18 protein-coding genes are annotated in these 20,325 nt (G+C 62.0%); 11 read left to right on the top strand and 7 right to left on the bottom strand.

Annotation, left to right across the window (positions count from 1 at the left end; all coding sequences use genetic code 11):
- Positions 1-98: 98 nt before the first annotated feature.
- Positions 99-1,265: an ADP-forming succinate--CoA ligase subunit beta gene (sucC, locus tag HW452_RS01985; RefSeq protein ID WP_224104426.1), complete on the top strand. Its 1,167-nt coding sequence runs from the start codon at positions 99-101 to the stop codon at positions 1,263-1,265.
- The gene (sucD, locus tag HW452_RS01990; RefSeq protein ID WP_106373463.1) at positions 1,265-2,137 is read left to right on the top strand and encodes a succinate--CoA ligase subunit alpha; all 873 of its coding nucleotides are present in this window, start codon (positions 1,265-1,267) and stop codon (positions 2,135-2,137) included. Before sucC ends, sucD begins: the two co-directional genes overlap by 1 nt.
- A gap of 101 nt (positions 2,138-2,238) precedes the next feature.
- Here sucD and HW452_RS01995 read toward each other — a convergent pair whose 3' ends face one another.
- Genes HW452_RS01995 through HW452_RS02005 form a run of 3 tightly spaced genes read right to left on the bottom strand, consistent with a single transcriptional unit; the run spans position 2,239 to position 5,196 of the window.
- The gene (locus tag HW452_RS01995) at positions 2,239-3,249 is read right to left on the bottom strand and encodes a lysylphosphatidylglycerol synthase transmembrane domain-containing protein (RefSeq protein WP_224104427.1); all 1,011 of its coding nucleotides are present in this window, start codon (positions 3,247-3,249) and stop codon (positions 2,239-2,241) included.
- A 44-nt stretch (positions 3,250-3,293) separates the two neighbouring features.
- Entirely contained in the window at positions 3,294-4,076 is a 783-nt protein-coding gene (locus tag HW452_RS02000) for a DUF2334 domain-containing protein (protein WP_224104428.1), read from the bottom strand.
- The gene (locus HW452_RS02005) at positions 4,069-5,196 is read right to left on the bottom strand and encodes a glycosyltransferase family 1 protein (RefSeq protein ID WP_317986305.1); all 1,128 of its coding nucleotides are present in this window, start codon (positions 5,194-5,196) and stop codon (positions 4,069-4,071) included. Before HW452_RS02005 ends, HW452_RS02000 begins: the two co-directional genes overlap by 8 nt.
- Before the next feature lie 333 nt (positions 5,197-5,529).
- On the opposite strand from HW452_RS02005, the gene HW452_RS02010 reads away from it, so the two are divergent.
- On the top strand, positions 5,530-5,946 hold the full coding sequence (locus HW452_RS02010) for a CopG family transcriptional regulator (protein ID WP_224104429.1): 417 nt from the start codon (positions 5,530-5,532) through the stop codon (positions 5,944-5,946).
- A 22-nt stretch (positions 5,947-5,968) separates the two neighbouring features.
- Positions 5,969-7,132: an extracellular catalytic domain type 1 short-chain-length polyhydroxyalkanoate depolymerase gene (locus tag HW452_RS02015; protein ID WP_224104430.1), complete on the top strand. Its 1,164-nt coding sequence runs from the start codon at positions 5,969-5,971 to the stop codon at positions 7,130-7,132.
- A 77-nt stretch (positions 7,133-7,209) separates the two neighbouring features.
- Here HW452_RS02015 and HW452_RS02020 read toward each other — a convergent pair whose 3' ends face one another.
- On the bottom strand, positions 7,210-9,150 hold the full coding sequence (locus tag HW452_RS02020) for an exoribonuclease II (RefSeq protein WP_224104431.1): 1,941 nt from the start codon (positions 9,148-9,150) through the stop codon (positions 7,210-7,212).
- Positions 9,151-9,310: 160 nt separating this feature from the next.
- Here HW452_RS02020 and HW452_RS02025 point away from each other — a divergent pair, with 160 nt between their 5' ends.
- The 7 genes from HW452_RS02025 (at position 9,311) to HW452_RS02055 (ending at position 16,846) form a co-directional block, all read left to right on the top strand.
- Positions 9,311-10,108 carry an HAD family hydrolase gene (locus HW452_RS02025; protein WP_224104432.1) on the top strand — a complete coding sequence of 266 codons (798 nt, stop codon included), beginning with the start codon at positions 9,311-9,313 and terminating at the stop codon, positions 10,106-10,108.
- Positions 10,109-10,214: 106 nt separating this feature from the next.
- Positions 10,215-10,940 (top strand): response regulator, encoded by a 726-nt coding sequence (locus HW452_RS02030; protein WP_224104433.1) that lies wholly within the window; start codon positions 10,215-10,217, stop codon positions 10,938-10,940.
- Positions 10,940-12,409 carry an ATP-binding protein gene (locus HW452_RS02035; RefSeq protein ID WP_224104434.1) on the top strand — a complete coding sequence of 490 codons (1,470 nt, stop codon included), beginning with the start codon at positions 10,940-10,942 and terminating at the stop codon, positions 12,407-12,409. The genes HW452_RS02030 and HW452_RS02035 overlap by 1 nt, the downstream gene beginning before the upstream one ends.
- A 124-nt stretch (positions 12,410-12,533) precedes the next feature.
- A complete protein-coding gene (locus HW452_RS02040; protein ID WP_224104435.1) occupies positions 12,534-13,802 on the top strand; it encodes an ABC transporter substrate-binding protein in 1,269 nt (422 codons plus the stop codon).
- Between the two features lie 80 nt (positions 13,803-13,882).
- A complete protein-coding gene (locus HW452_RS02045; protein ID WP_224104436.1) occupies positions 13,883-14,797 on the top strand; it encodes a carbohydrate ABC transporter permease in 915 nt (304 codons plus the stop codon).
- Entirely contained in the window at positions 14,790-15,668 is an 879-nt protein-coding gene (locus HW452_RS02050; protein ID WP_224104437.1) for a carbohydrate ABC transporter permease, read from the top strand. Before HW452_RS02045 ends, HW452_RS02050 begins: the two co-directional genes overlap by 8 nt.
- Positions 15,669-15,724: 56 nt before the next feature.
- Positions 15,725-16,846 carry an ABC transporter ATP-binding protein gene (locus tag HW452_RS02055; protein ID WP_224104438.1) on the top strand — a complete coding sequence of 374 codons (1,122 nt, stop codon included), beginning with the start codon at positions 15,725-15,727 and terminating at the stop codon, positions 16,844-16,846.
- On the opposite strand, the gene HW452_RS02060 is transcribed toward HW452_RS02055, so the two are convergent.
- From HW452_RS02060 to HW452_RS02070, 3 genes are all read right to left on the bottom strand, one after another.
- Complete coding sequence (locus HW452_RS02060) at positions 16,843-17,868, bottom strand: YcjF family protein (RefSeq protein WP_224104439.1); 1,026 nt, start codon at positions 17,866-17,868, stop codon at positions 16,843-16,845. The genes HW452_RS02055 and HW452_RS02060 overlap by 4 nt on opposite strands.
- Positions 17,865-19,253 (bottom strand): YcjX family protein, encoded by a 1,389-nt coding sequence (locus HW452_RS02065; protein ID WP_224104440.1) that lies wholly within the window; start codon positions 19,251-19,253, stop codon positions 17,865-17,867. Before HW452_RS02065 ends, HW452_RS02060 begins: the two co-directional genes overlap by 4 nt.
- Positions 19,254-19,369: 116 nt before the next feature.
- The gene (locus tag HW452_RS02070; protein ID WP_224104441.1) at positions 19,370-20,239 is read right to left on the bottom strand and encodes a D-hexose-6-phosphate mutarotase; all 870 of its coding nucleotides are present in this window, start codon (positions 20,237-20,239) and stop codon (positions 19,370-19,372) included.
- Between the last annotated feature and the right edge of the window lie 86 nt (positions 20,240-20,325).

Here is a 20,325-nt window from a genome sequence, read left to right on the forward strand (position 1 = left end):
TTCGGCTGTGTTGTAAACTAGCCACCGAAAGTACGGGGATGGCCAGGTCAGATGATCTGCCCATCATTCGAGTCACATGCAACCAATGGCATGAATCGATGAACCTTCACGAGTATCAAGGCAAACAGCTGTTTGCTGATTATGGTCTGCCAGTGTCCAAGGGCTTTGCCGTGGACACTCCCGAAGAAGCAGTAGAAGCCTGCAAGAAGATCGGCGGCGACATGTGGGTAGTCAAAGCCCAGGTGCACGCAGGCGGCCGTGGTAAAGCGGGCGGTGTCAAGCTGATCAAGGACCCGGCTGAAGCAAAGACATTTGCCGAGCAGTGGCTGGGCAAGAACCTGGTGACTTACCAGACTGACGAAAAAGGTCAGCCGGTTGCCAAGATTCTGGTCGAAACCTGCACCGATATCGCCGATGAGCTGTATCTGGGCGCCGTGGTTGACCGTACTACCCGTCGCGTCGTCTTCATGGCGTCGACCGAAGGTGGTGTGGAAATCGAAACGGTTGCCGAAGAGACACCGGAAAAGATTCTAAAAGCCGAAATCGACCCGCTGGTAGGCGCACAGCCCTACCAGGCGCGCGAGCTGGCCTTCAAGCTGGGCCTGAAGGGTGACCAGATCAAGCAGTTCACCAAGATCTTCCTGGGCCTTTCCAAGCTGTTCCATGACAAGGATCTGGCGCTGCTGGAAATCAACCCGCTGGTCATCACCGACGAAGGCAACCTGCACTGCCTCGATGCCAAACTGGGCCTCGACAGCAACGCGCTGTACCGTCACCCGGACCTGCAAGCGATGCGCGATCCTTCCCAGGAAGATCAGCGTGAAGCCGACGCGGCGAAGTGGGAACTGAACTATGTCGCGCTGGATGGCAACATCGGCTGCATGGTCAACGGTGCTGGCCTGGCCATGGGTACCATGGACATCGTCAACCTGTCTGGCGGCAAGCCGGCCAACTTCCTGGACGTAGGCGGCGGCGCGACCAAAGAGCGCGTGGCAGAAGCGTTCAAGATCATCCTGTCTGACGACAACGTCAAGGCCGTTCTGGTCAACATCTTCGGCGGTATCGTTCGTTGCGACATGATTGCTGAAGGCATCATCGGTGCCGTCGAGCAAGTGGGCGTTAATGTTCCGGTCGTTGTTCGTCTGGAAGGTAACAACGCCGAGCTGGGAGCTGAAAAACTGGCCTCCAGCGGTCTGAACATCATCGCGGCTACCAGTCTGACCGACGCGGCTCAGCAGGTTGTTAAAGCGGCGGAGGGCAAGTAATGAGCATCCTGATCGACAAGAACACCAAGGTCATCTGCCAGGGTTTCACCGGTGGCCAGGGCACGTTCCACTCCGAACAGGCGATTGCCTACGGTACGCAAATGGTCGGCGGTGTGACGCCGGGCAAAGGCGGCCAGGAGCACCTGGGCCTGCCTGTTTTCAACACCGTTGCCGAAGCGGTCGAGAAAACCGGTGCAGAAGCCAGCGTTATCTACGTGCCGGCAGCGTTCTGTAAAGATTCCATCCTTGAAGCCGCTAACGCCGGTATCAAGCTGATCGTGTGCATCACCGAAGGTATCGCTACCCTCGACATGCTCGAAGCGAAAGTAAAATGCGACGAGCTGGGTGTCCGCCTGATCGGTCCGAACTGCCCGGGTGTCATCACTCCCGGTGAGTGCAAGATCGGTATCATGCCGGGTCACATCCACCAGCCGGGCCGCGTTGGTATCGTTTCCCGTTCGGGCACCCTGACCTACGAAGCCGTCAAGCAGACCACTGACCACGGTTTCGGTCAGTCGACCTGTGTAGGCATCGGTGGCGACCCGATTCCGGGCTCCAACTTCATCGACATCCTGGAGATGTTCGAGAAGGATCCGAAAACCGAAGCGATCGTCATGATCGGCGAAATCGGTGGTACGGCGGAAGAAGAAGCGGCGGCCTACATCAAGGATCACGTTTCCAAGCCCGTGGTTTCCTACATTGCCGGTGTGACTGCACCTCCTGGCAAGCGTATGGGCCACGCCGGCGCCATCATCTCCGGCGGTAAAGGCACCGCTGACGAGAAGTTTGCAGCCCTTGAAGACGCCGGTGTCAAGACCGTGCGCTCTCTGGCCGAGATCGGCGACGCGCTGAAAGAAGTGACTGGCTGGTAAGCCGGTAAGCAACAAAAAAGGGGTGCCTGGTGGCACCCCTTTTTCATGCCTGGTTTTTATGTCTGGTTTTCATGCCCGGTTGTTGGCGGCGGTGCGAAGGGTCAACCTTGCGCCTTGCGCTTGCGCCCCTCGAGAACCTTTCTGAGCAGCGGGCGTCCGGCCATCAGCATGAAGACCGGGGCCCCGGCAATCAAATAGAAATAGTAGGTGATCGCCCGCCAGATCAGAATCGCGGCCGCCGCGCTGCTCTGGCCCACGATGGGAGCCAGCAGGGCGGAGGAGGAGAGTTCGGCACCTCCGGCACCGCCGGGCAGCAGGGTCAGCTGACCTGCCGCCATGGAGAGCATCTGCACCAGGAACGTCCAGGCCCAATCCAGATGCTGCCCAAGACCGTACAGCGTGACGTAGAGAATGCTGTAGCGCACGATCCAGTGCACGATCCCGAACCCGAAAGCCGAGGCCAGTGCCGAGCGTGGCAGTTGCAGGGTTTCGGTAAAGGCCTGCTTGAAGAGCAGTACGCGGCGTACCATGGCGTACTGGAGCCTTGCGCTGATGCGCATTCTACTCAGCAGGCGGCCGGTCACGATCAGCACACGGCGATGATAGCGGCCCATCAGAATGACCCCGAGTAGCGCCAGGCACAAGAGCGTCATGGGCACCACCAGCATCCAGCCAAGCCGTGCATCGATCGAGCGTGAGATGACATAAATCATCATCAGAATCATCGAACAGAGAAAGAACAGCAGGTCGATGATCTGATCCACGGCAAAGATGGCCGTGGTCTGGGCCGGGCGTACGCCACGCCGTGTCAGCAGGGCGATCAGCGTCAAGGGCCCGCCGCTTCCTCCAGGCGTCGCGCAGATGGCGAACTCGGTGGCCATCACCGTACCGGTAGCGCGCATCAACCCCATATGGCCAGCGCGCCCCGCCAACAGAACGCGCAGTTTGGCACCATTGAGTACCCAGCAGGCCAGTATCATGCCCAGCATCAAGGCAAAAAGGCCCGGCGGAAACCCGGCGAGCAGATGAATCAGGTCAGTGCCGCCCAGCAGTACGGGAATGGCCAACACGGCAATCAGCCCCGCGGCCAGCAGCCAGAGTGTTCTTTTCATACGGTTAAATAACCAACAATGGGATCAACTCCGTGGAGGCGTTTTCAAAAGCCGGATGATATCGCTGCCGCCTGGCCGTGGCGCTGGCTATGACGCTGTAGCCAGCTGATCTTGGTCGTGGGCCGATATCCCTCTGCCAGCAGGCGACGAATCGTTTTCAGCCAGTAGCGTCTTGACAGGTCATGGCGCATATCCACTGGATGAAGCCCGAGTCGGATCAGCGGTGCATGGCGATGGCGGCGACGGGCTTGCTCATTGACTACCCAGGACATGCCGCGTCGCCAGCGGCTGCGCGCACTCCATACCAGAGAAGGCGCCTTGATCGGCGTATAGTCCGGCAGAAGATACAGGTGGCCGGGGTCGCTGGTATAGATGAATTCTTGGGTTTTCAGCGCGTGGCGTGCGCCTTCGCCTAACAGCCAGGCGGGCGCCACGAACCCCTCCAGTGGCCAGCCCTGGGTGCGAAAAAGCGCGGCGCCGCGCTCCAGGCGCTTGAGCGCCTCAGTGTAGCCGAGCGGGTAGAACTCGCCTTCATAGGTATAGAGGCGGCGCATGAAGTAGTCGCGCGGGGTGCAAGGCGCCGGGGCATCGTCGCAATGATAGAAACCGTGCAGCGCCAGCTCGTCGCCGCGCGCCCGGCGTTGATGCAGAAGATCAAGCAGGGAGGCATCTTCAAAGGTGTTACTGCGGTGGTGAAAGTCCGGCACGACGAGCCAGGTCATGGGAATCTGTCCCATGGAGTCGATCTCCTCCACAAAGGCGCGGTAGTCCTCCCAGGTGGTGGGGGCAATGTCATGCAGCACCAGGGCAAATTCTCTTTCAGCCATGCTGTACGCCCGCCGTAGCCGTACTGCTGTTGCCCAGCAGTTCCCGGTAGTGGTGCATTACACCTTGCACCACGATATCCCAGTCATGGTGACGCTCGACGTGCAGGCGCGCCCGAAGCCCCATGGCCTGGGCATCGTTTTCAAAAAGGGTCTGGATGCTGCGCGCCATGTCCTCGCTATCCAGTGGCCGGCACAGCATCCCGCACGCTTCAGGCACGTTTTCGGCAAGCGCCCCGGCGCGGGCGGCCACGACTGGAATGCCGCAGGCCATGGCCTCCAGCACGATCAACCCGAAGGTTTCCTGAGTGCCGGCATGCAAGAGCGCGTCACTGCTCGCGAAATAGCGTGCAATCTCGGCGGCCGGACAGAAGTGGTTGATCACCGTCACGTTGTCGGGAACCTGGGTCGGCATCGAGGAGCCGATCAGCAGCAGATGATAGCGCTGTTGGAGGACATTACCCTGCAGGCGGCGCATGGTCTGAAGCAGGGTAGGCAGATTCTTTTCCTGAGAGCCGCGTCCGGCAAACACCAGCAGGCGCGTGCTCTCCTTTAGCCCTAGTTCGACTTTGACGTTGGCGTCGCGCAGCTCGGGGTGAAAAGTGTTCAGGTCCACCCCCAGTGGCTGAACGCGAACGCCCTTGATTCCCAGCCCCTCAAGCCGTTGTGCCATTACGCGGCTTGGAGCGAAGATACGGTCGTAGTGCGCGTAAAGCCGGGTGATGTAGCTATCGATCAGCGAACGCGACCAGCCTCCAAGCCGGTTGCTCATCATGGTGGGCAGGTCGGAGTGATAAAAGGCGACCGCCGGAATATCCAGCTCGCGGGCGCCGGTGATGGCAGCCCAGCCAACCGTATAAGGGTCGCCAGCCTCGATCAGGTCCGGGCGTACATCACGCAATGCGCGCAGCCAGGGGCGTCGGGTCAGTGGAAAGCGATAGCCGTTGCTGAAAGGCAGCAAAGTTGCGGGAACATCAATGCGGTGACCATTTTCCTGCAAAAGCTGGCGCTCGCCGGGAACCAGCAGCGTATGACGGGCGCCTGCCATGGCATTCAAGCGATGGCGTTTGGCATCGAGGTAGGTGCGCACGCCACCGCTGGAAGGCGCATAGAACATGGTCATGTCGGCAATATGCAGAGTAACCTCCCGGCCATCTTGGTGTCATCGGTTTGCCAAAAGCAGCGTCACGTCAGTTATACGTCAGTTATCCGTCCCTCGCCAGCGGTGCCGGTTAACTCTTGGGCCTTCACAAGCAATGGCTTACGCATGTTTAGTGAGCCAGCGGCGATGAATCACTCGTTGCTGATACATGTTTTAAATTTGCTCGTCTCGTGTTTACGCCTTGTTTATCGCCAGAAAGCGCCTAATATACCATCTGTATGGATGGTATATGGAATCCGTAAAGGTTTTCATGACTTCACTATCCCAAGAAGGCTACTGGAACAGGAACGCTACATGAGCCTGCACGAACTGCGCCGCAAGCCGGGCGATAACACCGAGAAGATCACCATTAACCTGGGAGTGATCGATCTAGGCCAGATCGACCTGCTGGTGCAGGAGGGGTTTTACTCCAATCGCACCGATCTGATTCGCACCGCCATTCGCAACCAGCTCGAAAGGCACGCTGATGTCGTCAAGCAGACCGTGGCGCGCAAGGCCTTCGTGCTGGGGCTTGAGCACTACAGCCGCGCGGACCTGGAAGCCGTGCAATCGGCGGGCGAAAGGCTGCAGATCCAGGTGCTGGGTATGGCCAGCATCGCAAGCGACGTTACCCCTGAGCTCGCCGCCGCCGTCATCGAATCGGTGATCGTGCTGGGCACCTTGCAGGCAAGCCCGGCGGTCAAGGCCGCACTGGCGGGCCGCATTCACTGATGTACCGACGAGGGCATTGATCATGATCGACGCCACCCTGAGCAAGCGAATGGAAGAAGCGACGCGGCTTACCCGCGCCGGAAAGCTGGCTGAAGCCATGGCGCTGCTGCAGGGCGGGCCTGGCGCCGAGGAGCACGCGACAGCCACGCCTTTTGAAGGTGGCAATGTCTATGAGAGTACCTGTGCGCTTAAAGGAGAGGCGTTTTCGACGGTCGAGCCCGATCCGGCCCCGTCAGCTGCCAGGCGCAGCCGCTCAACCGCCGGGTGGCGCAATCAATGGGCGAGTTATCAAGGCGGCGCGACGCCCATGCAAGCGCCGGGCAGCGTCGAGGCGCCAAGCCCCGGCGCCTTTACCCGCGGCCATTTCAGCAACCGCGCCGGCGCCCGCGCTTACAAGCTATTTCTACCCAGCGGCTATCACGGCCAGGCGCTGCCGCTGGTCGTCATGCTCCACGGCTGTACGCAGAATCCGGACGACTTCGCCGCCGGTACCCGCATGAATCAGCTGGCCGAAGCGCAGACGTTCTGTGTGCTGTACCCGGCCCAGCCGACAAGCGCCAACAGCTCGAAGTGCTGGAACTGGTTCAAGGCAGAAGACCAGCAGCGCGACGGCGGCGAGCCCGAGATTCTGGCGGGCATGACGCGTGAAATACTGCACGCGCACAAGCTCGATGCCACGCGGGTGTATGTCGCCGGGCTTTCCGCCGGTGGCGCCATGGCCACCACCTTGGCAATGACCTACCCGGAGCTTTTCGCCGCCGTGGGCGTGCACTCGGGGCTACCCCATGGGGTAGCCAAGAGCCTGCCCGACGCGCTGGCCGCCATGCAGGGCGGCACACCTGCCAGAGGACAGGGGAGTCGCCTTGCCTCCCGCGTGCCGGCGATCATCTTTCACGGCGACCGCGACAGCACCGTTCACCTGAGCAATGCCGAGCGCGTGGCGGCGCAGTACGCGGCCGTAACGGCCAGAGGGGAGGTCGATAAAGGGCAGTCGGCGGGCGGACGCGGCTATACGCGTACGGTTCATCGTGGCGGCAAGGATGAGGCGCGCCTGGAGCAGTGGCGCCTCCACGGTGCCGGCCACGCCTGGGCCGGGGGCAGCTCACAGGGCAGCTATACCGACCCCGAGGGGCCGGATGCTTCCAGGGAAATGCTGCGCTTTTTCATGCAGCATCAGCAAGAGTAGCTATTAAAAAGAGTAGCCATCAAAAAAAACGGCGGCGCCCCAGGGCGCCGCCGTCTTGTCTTGCCTGCCTTGCCGGCTTACTCGGCGGGCTTGGCTACCAGCGAACGGGTCTCTTCGCGGGCTTCCACCAGCGCCACGCGCAGGCTGTCGCCCAGCTTGTAGCGCTCTTCGCCTTCGATCTGGATACGCCCCTCTTTATCATCAATGACCACCTTGTCGCGGTCACTGTGCATCAAGGGGGCGGGCACGAACGCCGTGGCGCCATTTTGCGTCAGGCGTACGCGCATGCCGCCGCGATTGATTGCCATGATCTCGGCATCGAAGACCGTCTGGTCCTTGGCCGCCGGGGTCAGGTAGCGCACGTAGAGCCAGTCCTTCACATCGCGCTCGGCCATACGGTTCAGGCGGCGGCGCTCGGTGAGCTGCTCGGTCAGTGCCTGGCTCGCTTCCGCCGGGGCCTGTTCGCTTTTCAGCACGCGCTTGATCAAACGGTGGTTGACCATGTCGCCGTACTTGCGGATCGGTGAGGTCCAGGTGGCGTAGGCGGCAAGGCCCAGGCCGAAGTGCGGGCCGGGCTGGGCGGACATGCTGGTGAAGCCCTGGAAGCGACGCAGGCGCGCGTCCAGCCAGGCATCGTCGCGGCTTTCCAGCGCACGCTTGAGGTCCTTGTAGTGGTCAAGCTCGGTGAGCGCTTCCAGTGCTACGTCGATCTCCTGAGTAGCCAGGAACTCCTGGGCAGCCTCGGCCTTTTCCGGCTCGAACGCGCGGTGCACGTTGAAGATACCGTGACCGATGTGGCTTGCCAGGAAATCGGCGCAGCAGGCGTTGGCTGCAATCATCGACTCTTCGATCATGCGGTTGGCAATGCGGCGCTCTTCTGTGTTGATCGCCAGCACGTTGCCCGCCTCATCGAGCTCGAACACGTAGTCCGGGCGGTCCTTGAAGACCAGCGCATGGGCGTTGCGCCACGCGGTACGCGCCTCGGTCAGCTCGCGCAGGGCCTTGAGCTGCTCGGCGATGTCGTCCTCGGGTGCCCAGTCGCCCTGGCCGTCGATCCAGTCGGAGACGTTGTCATACACGAGTCTGGCGTGGGACTTCACGTTGGCGGCAAAGAAGCGGTAATCGCCCAGGCTGCCGTCGGCGTTGATGTCCAGCGTGCAGGCAAGCGCCGGGCGCTCCTGGCCTTCGTGCAGCGAGCAGAGATCGTCGGCCAGCTGTTCGGGCAGCATGGTGACGTTCTGGCCCGGCAGGTACACCGTGAAGGCGCGAGTACGGGCTTCCAGGTCCGCTGCATGACCCTCTTCCACGTAGGCTGTTGGGTCGGCAATGGCCACGCTCAGCTGCCAGCCGCCGTCGGCGCGGGGCGTCACGCGCAGCGCATCGTCCATATCGCGGGTCTTTTCGCCGTCGATGGTGAAGAAGGGCTGGGCGGTCAGGTCTTCACGGGGCAGGCCCTCATCGTGCAGCGGCCAGTCGCTGCCGGCCTCGGGACTTGCCTGCTCGAGCGCATGACGAGCAAGGGTCACGCGCCACGGCACGGCCGGGTCGTCTGCCTTGGCCACCAGCTCGTCGATCTGGGTGAAAAAGCCGCGGTCGTTCTCCTTGAGCGGATGGCGTACCAGCCGTGCTACTACCCAGTCACCGTCGCCAATACTGGCTTCATCCAGGCTATTTTTGATCCGCGCCTTGAGCACATTGCGAATCGACGGATGATCCGGCACCACGGCGAGACGATCTTCGCGCTTTTGCACTCGGGCCACGAAACGGTCAAGGCCCGCCTCGATCAGCTTTTCAGGCTCGACGGACTTCTTGTCGCCGTTTTCGTGAATCACCGCTTCCACGCGGTCGCCGTGCAGCACCTGCTTCATGGCGGGCGGCGGGACGAAGTAGGATTCACCGTTGTCGGTTTCGAGAAAGCCGAAGCCTTTCTCGGTGGCTTTGATCACCCCTTCGGCGCGCGGAGTGGTGTCACGGATTTGTTGCTTGAGCTGGGCAAGCAGAGAGTTATTCTGAAGCATGAGGTCAATCAGTTGGCGAGAGTAGCTTGCCACTATACGGATTCCCGCTTGCCGCGCCAATTATCCGCCCGGGAAGTTGACAAGGATTATGTCCCATCAACGCGTTATGTCCCGACCGCGGTATCGGTTAAGCTGACCGTTCACTTATGGGGAGCATGCTATGACACCGCGGCTGATTGTTTCTGATCTGGATGGCACGCTGCTGGGCAGCGACCATCGCCTGCATACTGACACCATCGACGTATTGAGAACCCTGGTAGGCCAGGGACATTATCTGGTGCTTGCGTCAGGACGCCACTATGCCGATATGCGTGTCTTTAGAGACGAGCTTGATGTACCTGCTCACCTGATCAGCAGTAATGGTGCCTACACCCACGCCCCGGACGACCAGCTGCTGGAGGCCCACCACGTTGACCCCCGGCTGGCGGCAAGGCTGATTGAATTGCCGCGTCCGCAGAACGTGCGCCTGAGCCTTTACATGGATGACGCCTGGTATATCGATGCCGAGTCGCCAAGCCACCTGGAAATGCATGCCGCCACAGGGTTTGTCTATGAGGTCGTGCCGCCGGAGCGGATGCCTACCCAGGGCATCGGCAAGATTCTCTATGGCGGCGACCCCGAGGCGCTTCTTGCCATCGAAACCGCGATCCGCGATATCAGCGACGGCGCGCTGCACGTCACCTACTCGACTCCGCAGTCGCTTGAGATCATGGCCGGCGGCGTCAACAAGGGCGTGGCCCTGGCGGCGCTGCTCGAACGCATCGACGTACGTGCCGAGCACTGCCTGGCCTTCGGCGACAACCTGAACGATGTGGAAATGCTCAGTCTGGTAGGCGAGCCGCATTTCATGCTGAATTCCCACCCGGAGATGGGAGGGCACCTGGGTAGCGCGCGCCAGATCGGCCATCATGGCGAAGCGGCGGTAGCGGTACTCTTGCGCGAGCGTTTCGGGCTTTGAACCATCGGCCAGGGTTCTGCCACCTTAGTCGATAGCCGCTTGTGATAGGCGCGTCTCTCCACCATTATCGAGCGCGGAAACAATAATAAGGCAGAGGCACGCTTGCATGAGCACATCAGCCGATCACGTCATGGTCGTCGACGACGATCCGGAAATCCGCGAGCTGCTGGCGGATTACCTGGGTCGCCACGGCTACCAGGTGCGTACCGCCGACGGCGCCGAATCGCTTTACGCGCAGCTTCTGGATCATACGCCGAGCCTTGTGATCGTGGATGTGATGATGCCCGGCGACGACGGCTTCACTGTCTGCCGAACGCTTCGCAGCCAGGGCAACCTGCCGATCATCATGCTTACCGCCAGCAGTGACGACACCGACCGGATTCTCGGGTTGGAGCTGGGGGCCGATGATTACATCGCCAAGCCGTTCAACCCGCGCGAACTTCTGGCGCGTATCAAGGCGGTGCTGCGCCGCACGCGCGCAGGTCGGGGAGCGATTGGCGCCGAACACGCCCGCTGGGTGCGATTCGGTCCCTGGCAGCTCGATCGCACCACGCGTGAGCTGGTGGATGAGCGCGGAGCGCATACGTCGCTCTCCGGTGCGGACTTTCAACTGCTGCAGGTATTTCTCGAACGCCCGGCCACGGTGATCACACGAGACGAGCTCTATGCGCTGTCCCGCGGGCGCGACGCGCCGCCGCTGGATCGCTCCATCGACGTTCATGTTTGTCGGCTGCGCCAGCGCCTGGGCGAAGATGCTCAGCAATCGCAGTTGATCCGTACCGTGCGCGGGGCGGGCTATGTGCTCACCGCCCAGGTCGAAGCTGTGGTCTGATGGCGCTCAAGAGCATTCTGAAACGCTGGCTGCCGGCAACGCTTCGCGGGCGCTTCGTCATCATCATGATCATTGGAGTTCTGGCCGCCCAGGCGGCCAGCTACGCGCTATGGAGTGCTCAGGTACGTGCCAGTCAACTCGAACAGCTCGACGAACTCTCGACCAACATGGCGTCGAGTATCGCCTCCACCATAAAATACTTTCGTTCCCTGCCGGTGGAGTATCGCCACATCGTGCTCGATCAGCTGCGCAACATGGGGGGCACGCGCTTTTTCGTCAGCGTCAACGAGCGGCGCATTCCGGTGGACGATATTGGCCGTGGCGATGAAAAGGCGCTGGTGGTGAACAACGTGCGCGATATCCTGACCCGTCAGCTCGCCATCGACGATGTCGTGGTCGAGTTCTCGCGTCCGGAAACCCTCAGGGTATTCAACAACGAAGTGCTGCTTGGTGATCTGCCGCCGCGCTGGGGCCAGCACAGCCTGTTGATGGAGCCGCTAGCGCCACCGATTCTGGTGGTCCAGCTCGAGCTCGCCCCGGGAATGTGGCTGTACGTGGCCACGCTGCTTGGCGTGTCGGATATCTTTAGCGGCTACCGCTGGCTTTCCGAAGAGCGTCTGCTGGTCGGGCTTTGGGTACTGGTCTGCGTGCTGGCGCTCTCGTTTTTGAGTATCAGAAGCGTCACCCGGCCGCTGGCCAGACTTTCCCGAGCCGCCCGCCAGCTAGGCGATGATCTGGACCGCCCGCCCCTCAAGGAGAGCGGTCCCCGGGAAGTAGCCGCCACGGCAATGGCGTTCAATCGTATGCAGCGGCGCATCCGCGAACAGCTCGACGAGCGCGAACGGCTCTTCTCGGCGATTTCCCACGACCTGAAAACACCGATCACCCGGATGCGCCTGCGCGCCGAGATGCTCGACGACCCGGTCCAGCGTGAGCGCTTTTGCGCCTCGCTTGATGAGCTATCCGAGCTCGTCAAGGGAGCGCTGGCATCGGTCAAGGGGCTCGATCTACACGAAGCGCCGGTGGCGACGGATATCAACGCGCTTGTCCGCGCGCTTGCAAAGGAGCTTTGCCTTCAAGGCGGTGAAATCGACATAGTCGGCCAGGTCGCACCGCTGATCGTCAAGCCGCTGGCTATCAAGCGCTGCCTGGCCAACCTCCTGGAGAACGCGGTGTTCTACGGCCACCATGCGACGGTGACCCTGAGCGAGACGTGCAGGACGGTCACGCTTGGCATTCACGACAATGGCCCCGGTATTGCTGACGAGCAACTGGCGCGGGTATTTTCCCCTTTTGTTCGTCTGGAGTCATCACGCAGCCGTCATACCGGCGGAAGCGGCCTGGGGCTCGGTATCGCTTTGCACATCGCACGCGCCCACGGCGGCGATATCACGCTCGCCAATCACCCGGATGGCGGGCTCGTGGCCACGCTTACCCTGCCACGCCAAGCGCCTATTACAGATTTGTAATAAAGCGCCAGGATTATGTAATAAAGGGTAACTCCCGTTTGCTGGCGTGGCGGCGTATTCTGGCAGGAGTGCTACCTTTTTATCCCGATACTCTTTTATTCCAAAAACAATGCCAGGAGCCATCATGTCGATATTGCGTTTACCCTCACTGCGCCGCTCCGCCCTGAGCCTTGCCCTCATGGCAGCCGCCACCTCCGTTCATGCAAGCGATGTCGAGGTTCTCCACTGGTGGACTTCCGGCGGCGAAGCGCGCGCGGCCAATGTGCTCAAGGAGCTCCTGGAAGCCGAAGGCTACGGCTGGGAGGACTTCGCCGTGGCCGGGGGTGGCGGTGAAACCGCCATGACCGTGCTGAAATCCCGCGCCATGTCCGGCAACCCGCCGTCGGCAGCGCAAATCAAGGGGCCGGAAATTCAGGAGTGGGGCGAGCTTGGCCTACTGGGCGACCTGGATGAGGTTGCCGAGCAGGAGGGCTGGAATGACCTGCTCCCCGAGGTGATCGCCGATATCATGCGCCATGACGGCCAGTACGTCGCCGTGCCTGCCAACGTACACCGGGTAAACTGGCTCTGGGCGAATCCAGAGGTGCTGGAAACCGCCGGTGTCGAAATGCCGACTACCCTGGATGAACTCTTCAGCGCTGGTGAAGCGATTCGCGAGGCGGGCTTTGTGCCACTGGCCCACGGCGGCCAGGACTGGCAGGACGCCACCGTGTTCGAAAGCGTGGTGCTGGGCAGCCAGGGCGTCGATTTCTACCGCCAGTCGCTGGTCGAACTCGACCCCGATGCGCTGGGTAGCGAACAGATGGTCGATGCGCTGGAAACCTTCAAGCGCCTGCGCGAGTTGATGGATGAGGGCATGCCCGGGCGCGACTGGAACATCGCCACTAATATGGTGATCGAGGGCGATGCTGGCTTTCAACTGATGGGCGACTGGGCCAAGGGCGAGTTCACCGCCGCGGGCCTCACTGCCGGCGAGGACTACCTGTGCGCGGCGGCGCCGGGGTCCGAGGACGCCTTCTCGTTCAATGTCGACAGCCTGGCCATGTTCCGCGTCAGCGACGATGACGAGCGCAGTGCCCAGCAGGCGCTGGCACGACTGGTGCTCGAACCCACTTTCCAGGAAGCCTTCAACCTGGCCAAGGGGTCCATCCCGGCACGTCCTGACCTGGACATGAGTGCGTTTGACAGCTGCGCCGAACAGTCGCTTGCCGATTTCAAGCGTACCGCTGAAGAGGGTGGGCTCGTGCCCAGCATGTCTCACGGCATGGCGGTACGCGCCGATGTGCAAGGGGCGATCTTCGATGTGGTGACCAATTACTTCAACGATGCCAGCATGTCCGCCGAACAGGCCGCCGAGCGCCTGGTCAGCGCCGCGCAGGCTGCTTCTTTCTAAGCGCTTCATCAAAGCCCTTGAAAAGCTCTTGTTGAAAATGCGCCGCCGCTCGGCGGCGCCATGCTGACAGGCGACTCCTTATGAGCGACACAACTTCGCCGGTTTTCCGCCGGCCGACGGCTTCCGGCTGGCTGCAGGCCTGGCTGCCGCGCCTGGTGCTGGCGCCTTCCGTGGCCATCATCCTGTTCTTCGTCTACGGCTTCATGCTCTGGACCTTCGTGCTCTCGCTGACCAGCTCGCGAATGCTGCCAAGCTACGACTTCGTCGGTTTCGGCCAGTACGCCAGGCTGATGGCCAACGACCGCTGGTGGGTGGCCTCTACCAACCTCATGATCTTCGGGGCGCTGTTCGTTCTGATCTGTCTGGTGCTCGGCGCGGTGCTTGCCATTTTGCTCGATCAGAAGATTCGTCAGGAGGGGGCGCTTCGCACTATCTATCTCTACCCGATGGCGCTTTCGTTCATCGTGACCGGGGTGGTGTGGAAGTGGCTTTTGAACCCGCAACTCGGCATTCAGGCGATGGTGCGCAGCTGGGGCTTCGAGTCGTTTCGCTTCGACTGGATCGTCGATCCAAACATGGCGATTTACACGTTAGTGATCGCCGCGGTGTGGCAGGCCTCGGGCTTTGTGATGGCACTGTTTCTGGCAGGTCTTCGAGGTATCGACGACAGTATCATCAAGGCCGCCCAGCTCGACGGGGCGAGCCTTGCGCGCATCTACTGGCGGGTCGTGATGCCGTGCCTGCGCCCGGTGGTGTTCAGCGCGGTGATGATTCTTTCCCACATCGCGATCAAGAGCTTCGACCTGGTGGTGGCGCTGACCGGCGGGGGCCCCGGCTACGCCACGGACCTGCCCGCCACCTTCATGTACACCCACGCCTTCAACCGCGCCCAGATCGGGCTGGGCTCCGCCAGCGCCATGTTGATGCTGGGCGGGGTGCTGGCGATTCTGATTCCCTATCTCTACTCCGAACTGAGGAGTCGCAAGCATGGCTAACGTGATTCGCCGCCGGGGTATCAAAGCGCGTGTGGGGCGGGGTGTACTCTACGCGGTGCTCATCACGGCCGCGCTTTTTTACGCATTACCTTTGATCGTGATGCTGATGACCTCTTTCAAGCCGCTGTCCGAGATCACCGCGGGCTCGCTTTTGTCGCTTCCGCAAGACCCGACGCTCGCGCCCTGGGCGAAAGCCTGGGGCGAGGCGTGTACCGGCATGCGCTGCGAAGGCGTGGGCGGCTATTTCTGGAACTCCTTTGCCATCGTGATTCCGGCGGTGCTCATCTCTACCGCGATCGGTGCGCTCAACGGCTACGCGCTGACCAAGTGGCGCTTCAAGGGCTCGGAGCTTGTGTTTGCGCTGATGCTCTTTGGCTGCTTCATTCCATTTCAGGTGGTGCTTCTGCCCATGGCACAAACCCTTGGCTGGCTTGGGCTTTCAAGCTCACGCTCGGGGTTGGTGCTGGTGCACGTGGTGTTCGGAATCGCGTTCACGACGCTTTTTTTCCGCAACTTCTATGTGGGGATTCCCGATGAGCTGGTGTCGGCGGCAAAGCTCGACGGCGCCGGGTTTTTTCGTATCTTCTGGCGCATCCTGCTGCCGGTATCAGCGCCTATCATCGTGGTGTCGATCATCTGGCAGTTCACCCAGATCTGGAACGATTTCCTGTTCGGAGTGGCGTTTTCCGGCCACAGCACTCAGCCGGTGACCGTTGCACTCAACAACCTGGTGAATACCTCGACCGGGGTCAGCGAGTACAACGTCAACATGGCCGCCGCCATGATTGCCGCGCTCCCGACGCTTCTGGTCTACGTGCTGGCCGGCAAGTATTTCGTGCGCGGACTGACCGCCGGATCGGTCAAGGGTTGATCTGCCGATCGATGACCAGGACGTTGGCCAATGACTAATTATAACGGGACATATTTATGGCAGCGCTAGATATAGAGCAGGTACGCAAGGAGTTCGGCCGCGAGCGGGTGCTCAAGGACGTCAGCCTCTCCATCGAGTCCGGGCAGTTTCTGATTCTGGTGGGGCCGTCGGGCTGCGGCAAGTCGACGTTGATGAACGCCATTGCCGGGCTCGAGCCCGTCACCAGCGGTCGTATCCTCATCGACGGCGAGGACGTGACCCATCGCACCCCCGCCGAGCGCGACATCGCCATGGTGTTTCAATCCTACGCGCTCTACCCGAGCATGACCGTGCGCCAGAACATCAGTTTCGGTCTCGAAATGCGCAAGGTCCCGAAGGCCGAGCGCGAACAGGCGGTGGAGCGAGTGGCGGATCTTTTGCAGATATCGCATCTTTTGAAGCGCAAGCCTGCCCAGCTTTCGGGGGGGCAGCGTCAGCGGGTGGCCATGGGGCGGGCGCTGGCCCGCGAGCCGAAGGTATATCTGTTCGACGAGCCGCTATCCAACCTGGACGCCAAGCTGCGCGTGGACATGCGTACCGAGATCAAGAAGCTCCACCAGCGCCTGGGCACCACTATCGTCTACGTCACCCACGATCAGGTCGAGGCGATGACCCTGGCGGACAAGATTGCGGTGATGCGCGACGGCCATATTCTCCAGCTGGGCTCGCCGGACGAGGTCTACAACAACCCCGTGGACATGTTCGTGGCCGGATTCATGGGCTCGCCCTCGATGAACTTCATCAAGGCAACGCTGGAAGGCGGCAAGGGCGCTTGTCAGCTGCGCATCGCCACGCCGGAGGAAGCTGATCTGGTGCTGCCCTGGCCCTCGGCGCGTGGCGCCGACGAGCTTGCCGAGCGCGCAGGGCAGACGGTGATTCTCGGCCTGCGTCCCGAGCACTTCAGCGAGGAAGACGAGCGATTGACCTCCCAGGCCGAGGGCACGCTGCTGACGGCTTGCGTCTCGGTGGTCGAGCCCACCGGCGCAGATATACTGTTGCGCCTGCCGCTGGGCCAAGGAGAGGTAACCGCCCGGGTTGGCCCCAAATGCGCAATTACCGCAGGCGAGCGTCTGGCGCTGCGGGTCGATATGGACAGGGCGGTTTTGTTCGATGCCGACAGCGAGCATCGCATCGCTTAAGAGGCGGAGTCCTTGTCCAGCCGCTTGATCTGTCGCCAGAGATCCTGACGCAGGTCGGCCATCTTGGGCTGCTCTTCTGGCGTGAACGCGACCGGACGGCACAAGCGCTGGGCACGCAGCCCCAGGCGGGCGCTCAGGAGCCCGGTGGCCAGCCCCTGGCCTGCCCGAGCGGACAGCCTGCCGGCCAGATGCAGCGAGAGCATGTCCATGCTGGCATCGGTGGCAAGCTCGCTGGCACCGGCAAAGGCCATGTTGCTCAACACATTGCGAAACAGCCGGAGGCGGCTGGCGTAGCCAAGCTCCAGGCCATAAAGCCGGCACAGCCTGTCGATCATGACAAGGCTGCGCCAGGCCACCAGCGCCATATCGACCAGGGTCAGCGGGCTGATGGCGACCATGATGGCGGTTTCGCCGGACATGCGCGTCACCAGCCGCTGAGCTTCGCGGTCGCGCGGGGCAAGCAGGTGATGGCGCAGCAGGGCCTGGATCTCCTCGCCGTCATGATGCGGCTGACAGGCGCGCTGAAAGGCCTGCCAGTGCGGATCATCTTCAGAAAGCTTCAACTGCTGGCGCAACTGCTCGGCCATCTTCCGCGCCTGGCCGGGCGAGCGCTGAGGCAGCTCGGCCAGCTCGCGGCGCAGCTGGTCGTGACGTTTCAGGCGCCTGAGTCGCCAGAGCTCCTTGAGCAGCGACATTCCGCCCAGACCAATCAGGCTGATGCCAAACAGCTGCCATGCCAGGCTCATCCAGGCCGATTGCGACAGCGCCTCGGGAATACCGGTGGCAAGCTCGATGGTGCCGAGGGTGGCGCCACCGGCGAGGGCAAACATCAGCCCCCAGCGGCGTTTGCGGGGCGCGCCCAGGCTCGCTGCCGGCAACGCCTGCTCTTCGGCAGTGCTCACCAGCGGCTGGTGGTCGTCGGTAGCGGCGAACATCTCACGCTGGCGCAGACGCTCGCGCTCGGCAACGTTTTCCGGGATGTCGTCCAGGCTGAAATGGCGCCGTGGCTGCGGGTCGGTCATGTGAGTTTGTCTCCAATCAGCCAGTCGATGGCGGCATCCATGCGGATATGCGAAAGCGCCTCGGACGAGGAGGGTATCGGCCTGAAACTCGAAAAATCGAAGCCCTGGTCCTGCCAGAAGTCGGCATTGGGCAGCCGGGTGGGCACATCGCCCGGATAGACCAGCACGTCTTCGCCTTCAAGGGTAGTGCCGCGCAGAGCGGAAGAGCGTTTGCCATCATGAACCACTTCGCGTGCTTCGGTGGCGCGGATGGCGGCCAGCGACAGTGCCTTGACCGGCACGTTGGCAAAGCGCAGATCCTTGAGCGGCTCCGCCAGCAGCGCTTCGAGAAGTCGTACCAAGTGGCCGTGCTGGTCAGGGGTGATGTGGTCTGCCTTAGTGGCGGCAATCGCCAAGCGATCGATGCGGGGGGCGAACAGGCGTGAGAGCAGGCTGCGCTTGCCATAATCAAAGCTCTTCATCAGTTGGCGCAGCGCTCGGGAAAGGTCTTCGAAGCGCTCGGGGCCGGCGTTCAGCGCACCCATTACATCGACCAGCACGATCTGGCGGTCAAAGCGTCGGAAGTGGTCGCGGTAGAAGGGCTTGACCACCTGCTGCTGGTAGTAGCGAAAGCGCGCCGCAAGCGTGGCGTAGAGGCTGCTGTCGGGCAGGCTATCGAGCATCTCCCTGGGGGTATTCAGGTGGGGCAGGGGAAAGAACTGCAGCACCGGCGCGCCTTCAAGCTCCCCGGGCAGCAAGAAGCGCCCGGGCTGCAGGTCGGAAAATCCCGCCTGCTTGGCGCGGCGCAGCCCCTGGGCATACGCTTCCGCCAACTGGGCAAGCTGGGCTTCATCTGCTTCGGCGGTGGGGTCGAGCGCCTCTACGGCTTCGAGCCACTCGCGAAACAGCGCCCGGCGCTGCTCGCCTTCCAGCAGCGTTTGTGCCTGGCACCAGCTGTAAAAATCGTGCTGCAACAGCGGCAGATCGAGCAGCCATTCACCGGGGTAGTCGAACAGATCAAGTGTCAGGTGGGCAAGCTCTGGCGTAAACCAGCCGCGCTCGGCCGGGCGGTAGCGCAGTTGAAGGCGCAGCTCGCTGATGCCTCGGGTGGGCTCGGGCCAGCGCGGCGGCGTATCGCGCAGCGCCGCCATGCCCGGGTCGTAAGGAAAGCGCGGCACGCCCAGGTCCGGCTGGTTGAGCCGCTGAGCCCCCAGCAAGCGCCCATCGCGTGCAGCAGGCAGCAGGTCCAGCTGCGCCTCGACGCCTGCGTGGCGAAGCTGGTTCACCAGTGAGGTCAAAAATGCCGTCTTGCCCGCCTGGGATAGCCCCGTGACCGCCAGGCGTAGCTGACGGTCACGTCCTCGCTCCAGTAAATTGCTCAATTCGCGGCTTAACGGCTGGCGCATCCAGGCACTCCCTTTTTTCTCATCATAACGCCATCCAATGGTTAAGCGCTTTTTCACTACCGGCCGTCGAATCGGCCACGCCCTGACAGCATAGCCAAAGGTTCATGAACCGAGCATTAACCGCGACTTAGCGTGGTGCCTAACAGGTGCTGCGCGCCGGGTACCAGCCAGACCGGATCGAGGCGGGTATTGGCGGCTTCAACGCACAGAAAATGGCGCGCAGCATCGGCGGGGGTGTCGGCCGGTAGAACGGTATCCGGATGCCATACCACCGTCGAGTCGCTCGACTGCTTGGCAATACGCAGGCTGCGCACGCCGTCATTGAGCAGTACCGCTTCGTTGCTGTGATAGATGCGGTCGATGCCGCCACGTATCGCAAGCGTTCCCTGCTGCTCGGCTTCGGCAAAATCGCGCAGCTTGTCCAGATAGCGCGCACCGGCCAGGCCTTCCAGGCGGCAGTTATGCACCTCATCAACGGCGAGGTAAGTGTGCAGCGCGCCGCTGGTCTTCACCGGCGCATCACCGATGTTTTCACTGATCAGCTCAACGCCGAGCCGCTGAGCGTTGGCCTGGATGATCACCCGGGCGGTGAGCTGGCTGTGCAGCCGCTCGGCGGGGGAAAGGTGCACTTCGATGCCTTCGGCGTGCTCGTCTACCGCGTCCAGGCGCCAAGAGGCGTGGCGTGCCAGGCCGTGAAAGGCGCCGCTACGATCCGGGGATTCATCCGCGTAGCGCTCGTCGGCAAACCAGGGCCAGCACAGGGGAATGCCGCCGCGCACAACACCCGGCAGCGTTTCCGGGGTAGGCGTGGTCCACAGCCAGCCGGTGTCGTTGGCGGGTTTGAAGTGCAGTACCTGCGCGCCCTGCAGGCTGATGGCAAGTTCGCCCCAGGGCATGTTGAACAAGACTACCTCACGGCCTAGCCAGTGGGCCGTCTGCTGCCCGTCTGTCTTGGCCACAAGCGCTGCGAGTGAATCGGGGATCATCGGCTTTCCTTAAACGGGTGACATCAAATTAGGTAGAATTGTCGCGCTGTGTGCTATGGTAGGACAAGCAACACGCAAAGGTAAAA

Source organism: Vreelandella aquamarina (assembly GCF_020075495.1).
GTDB lineage: Bacteria > Pseudomonadota > Gammaproteobacteria > Pseudomonadales > Halomonadaceae > Vreelandella > Vreelandella aquamarina_A.

What these genes read in the sequence shown, in the direction of transcription:
- sucC (WP_224104426.1), top strand. Translation starts at nt 99, where the DNA reads ATGAACCTTCACGAGTATCAAGGCAAACAGCTGTTTGCTGATTATGGT.
- sucD (WP_106373463.1), top strand. Translation starts at nt 1,265, where the DNA reads ATGAGCATCCTGATCGACAAGAACACCAAGGTCATCTGCCAGGGTTTC.
- HW452_RS01995 (WP_224104427.1), bottom strand. Translation starts at nt 3,249, where the DNA reads ATGAAAAGAACACTCTGGCTGCTGGCCGCGGGGCTGATTGCCGTGTTG.
- HW452_RS02000 (WP_224104428.1), bottom strand. Translation starts at nt 4,076, where the DNA reads ATGGCTGAAAGAGAATTTGCCCTGGTGCTGCATGACATTGCCCCCACC.
- HW452_RS02005 (WP_317986305.1), bottom strand. Translation starts at nt 5,196, where the DNA reads ATGACCATGTTCTATGCGCCTTCCAGCGGTGGCGTGCGCACCTACCTC.
- HW452_RS02010 (WP_224104429.1), top strand. Translation starts at nt 5,530, where the DNA reads ATGAGCCTGCACGAACTGCGCCGCAAGCCGGGCGATAACACCGAGAAG.
- HW452_RS02015 (WP_224104430.1), top strand. Translation starts at nt 5,969, where the DNA reads ATGATCGACGCCACCCTGAGCAAGCGAATGGAAGAAGCGACGCGGCTT.
- HW452_RS02020 (WP_224104431.1), bottom strand. Translation starts at nt 9,150, where the DNA reads ATGCTTCAGAATAACTCTCTGCTTGCCCAGCTCAAGCAACAAATCCGT.
- HW452_RS02025 (WP_224104432.1), top strand. Translation starts at nt 9,311, where the DNA reads ATGACACCGCGGCTGATTGTTTCTGATCTGGATGGCACGCTGCTGGGC.
- HW452_RS02030 (WP_224104433.1), top strand. Translation starts at nt 10,215, where the DNA reads ATGAGCACATCAGCCGATCACGTCATGGTCGTCGACGACGATCCGGAA.
- HW452_RS02035 (WP_224104434.1), top strand. Translation starts at nt 10,940, where the DNA reads ATGGCGCTCAAGAGCATTCTGAAACGCTGGCTGCCGGCAACGCTTCGC.
- HW452_RS02040 (WP_224104435.1), top strand. Translation starts at nt 12,534, where the DNA reads ATGTCGATATTGCGTTTACCCTCACTGCGCCGCTCCGCCCTGAGCCTT.
- HW452_RS02045 (WP_224104436.1), top strand. Translation starts at nt 13,883, where the DNA reads ATGAGCGACACAACTTCGCCGGTTTTCCGCCGGCCGACGGCTTCCGGC.
- HW452_RS02050 (WP_224104437.1), top strand. Translation starts at nt 14,790, where the DNA reads ATGGCTAACGTGATTCGCCGCCGGGGTATCAAAGCGCGTGTGGGGCGG.
- HW452_RS02055 (WP_224104438.1), top strand. Translation starts at nt 15,725, where the DNA reads ATGGCAGCGCTAGATATAGAGCAGGTACGCAAGGAGTTCGGCCGCGAG.
- HW452_RS02060 (WP_224104439.1), bottom strand. Translation starts at nt 17,868, where the DNA reads ATGACCGACCCGCAGCCACGGCGCCATTTCAGCCTGGACGACATCCCG.
- HW452_RS02065 (WP_224104440.1), bottom strand. Translation starts at nt 19,253, where the DNA reads ATGCGCCAGCCGTTAAGCCGCGAATTGAGCAATTTACTGGAGCGAGGA.
- HW452_RS02070 (WP_224104441.1), bottom strand. Translation starts at nt 20,239, where the DNA reads ATGATCCCCGATTCACTCGCAGCGCTTGTGGCCAAGACAGACGGGCAG.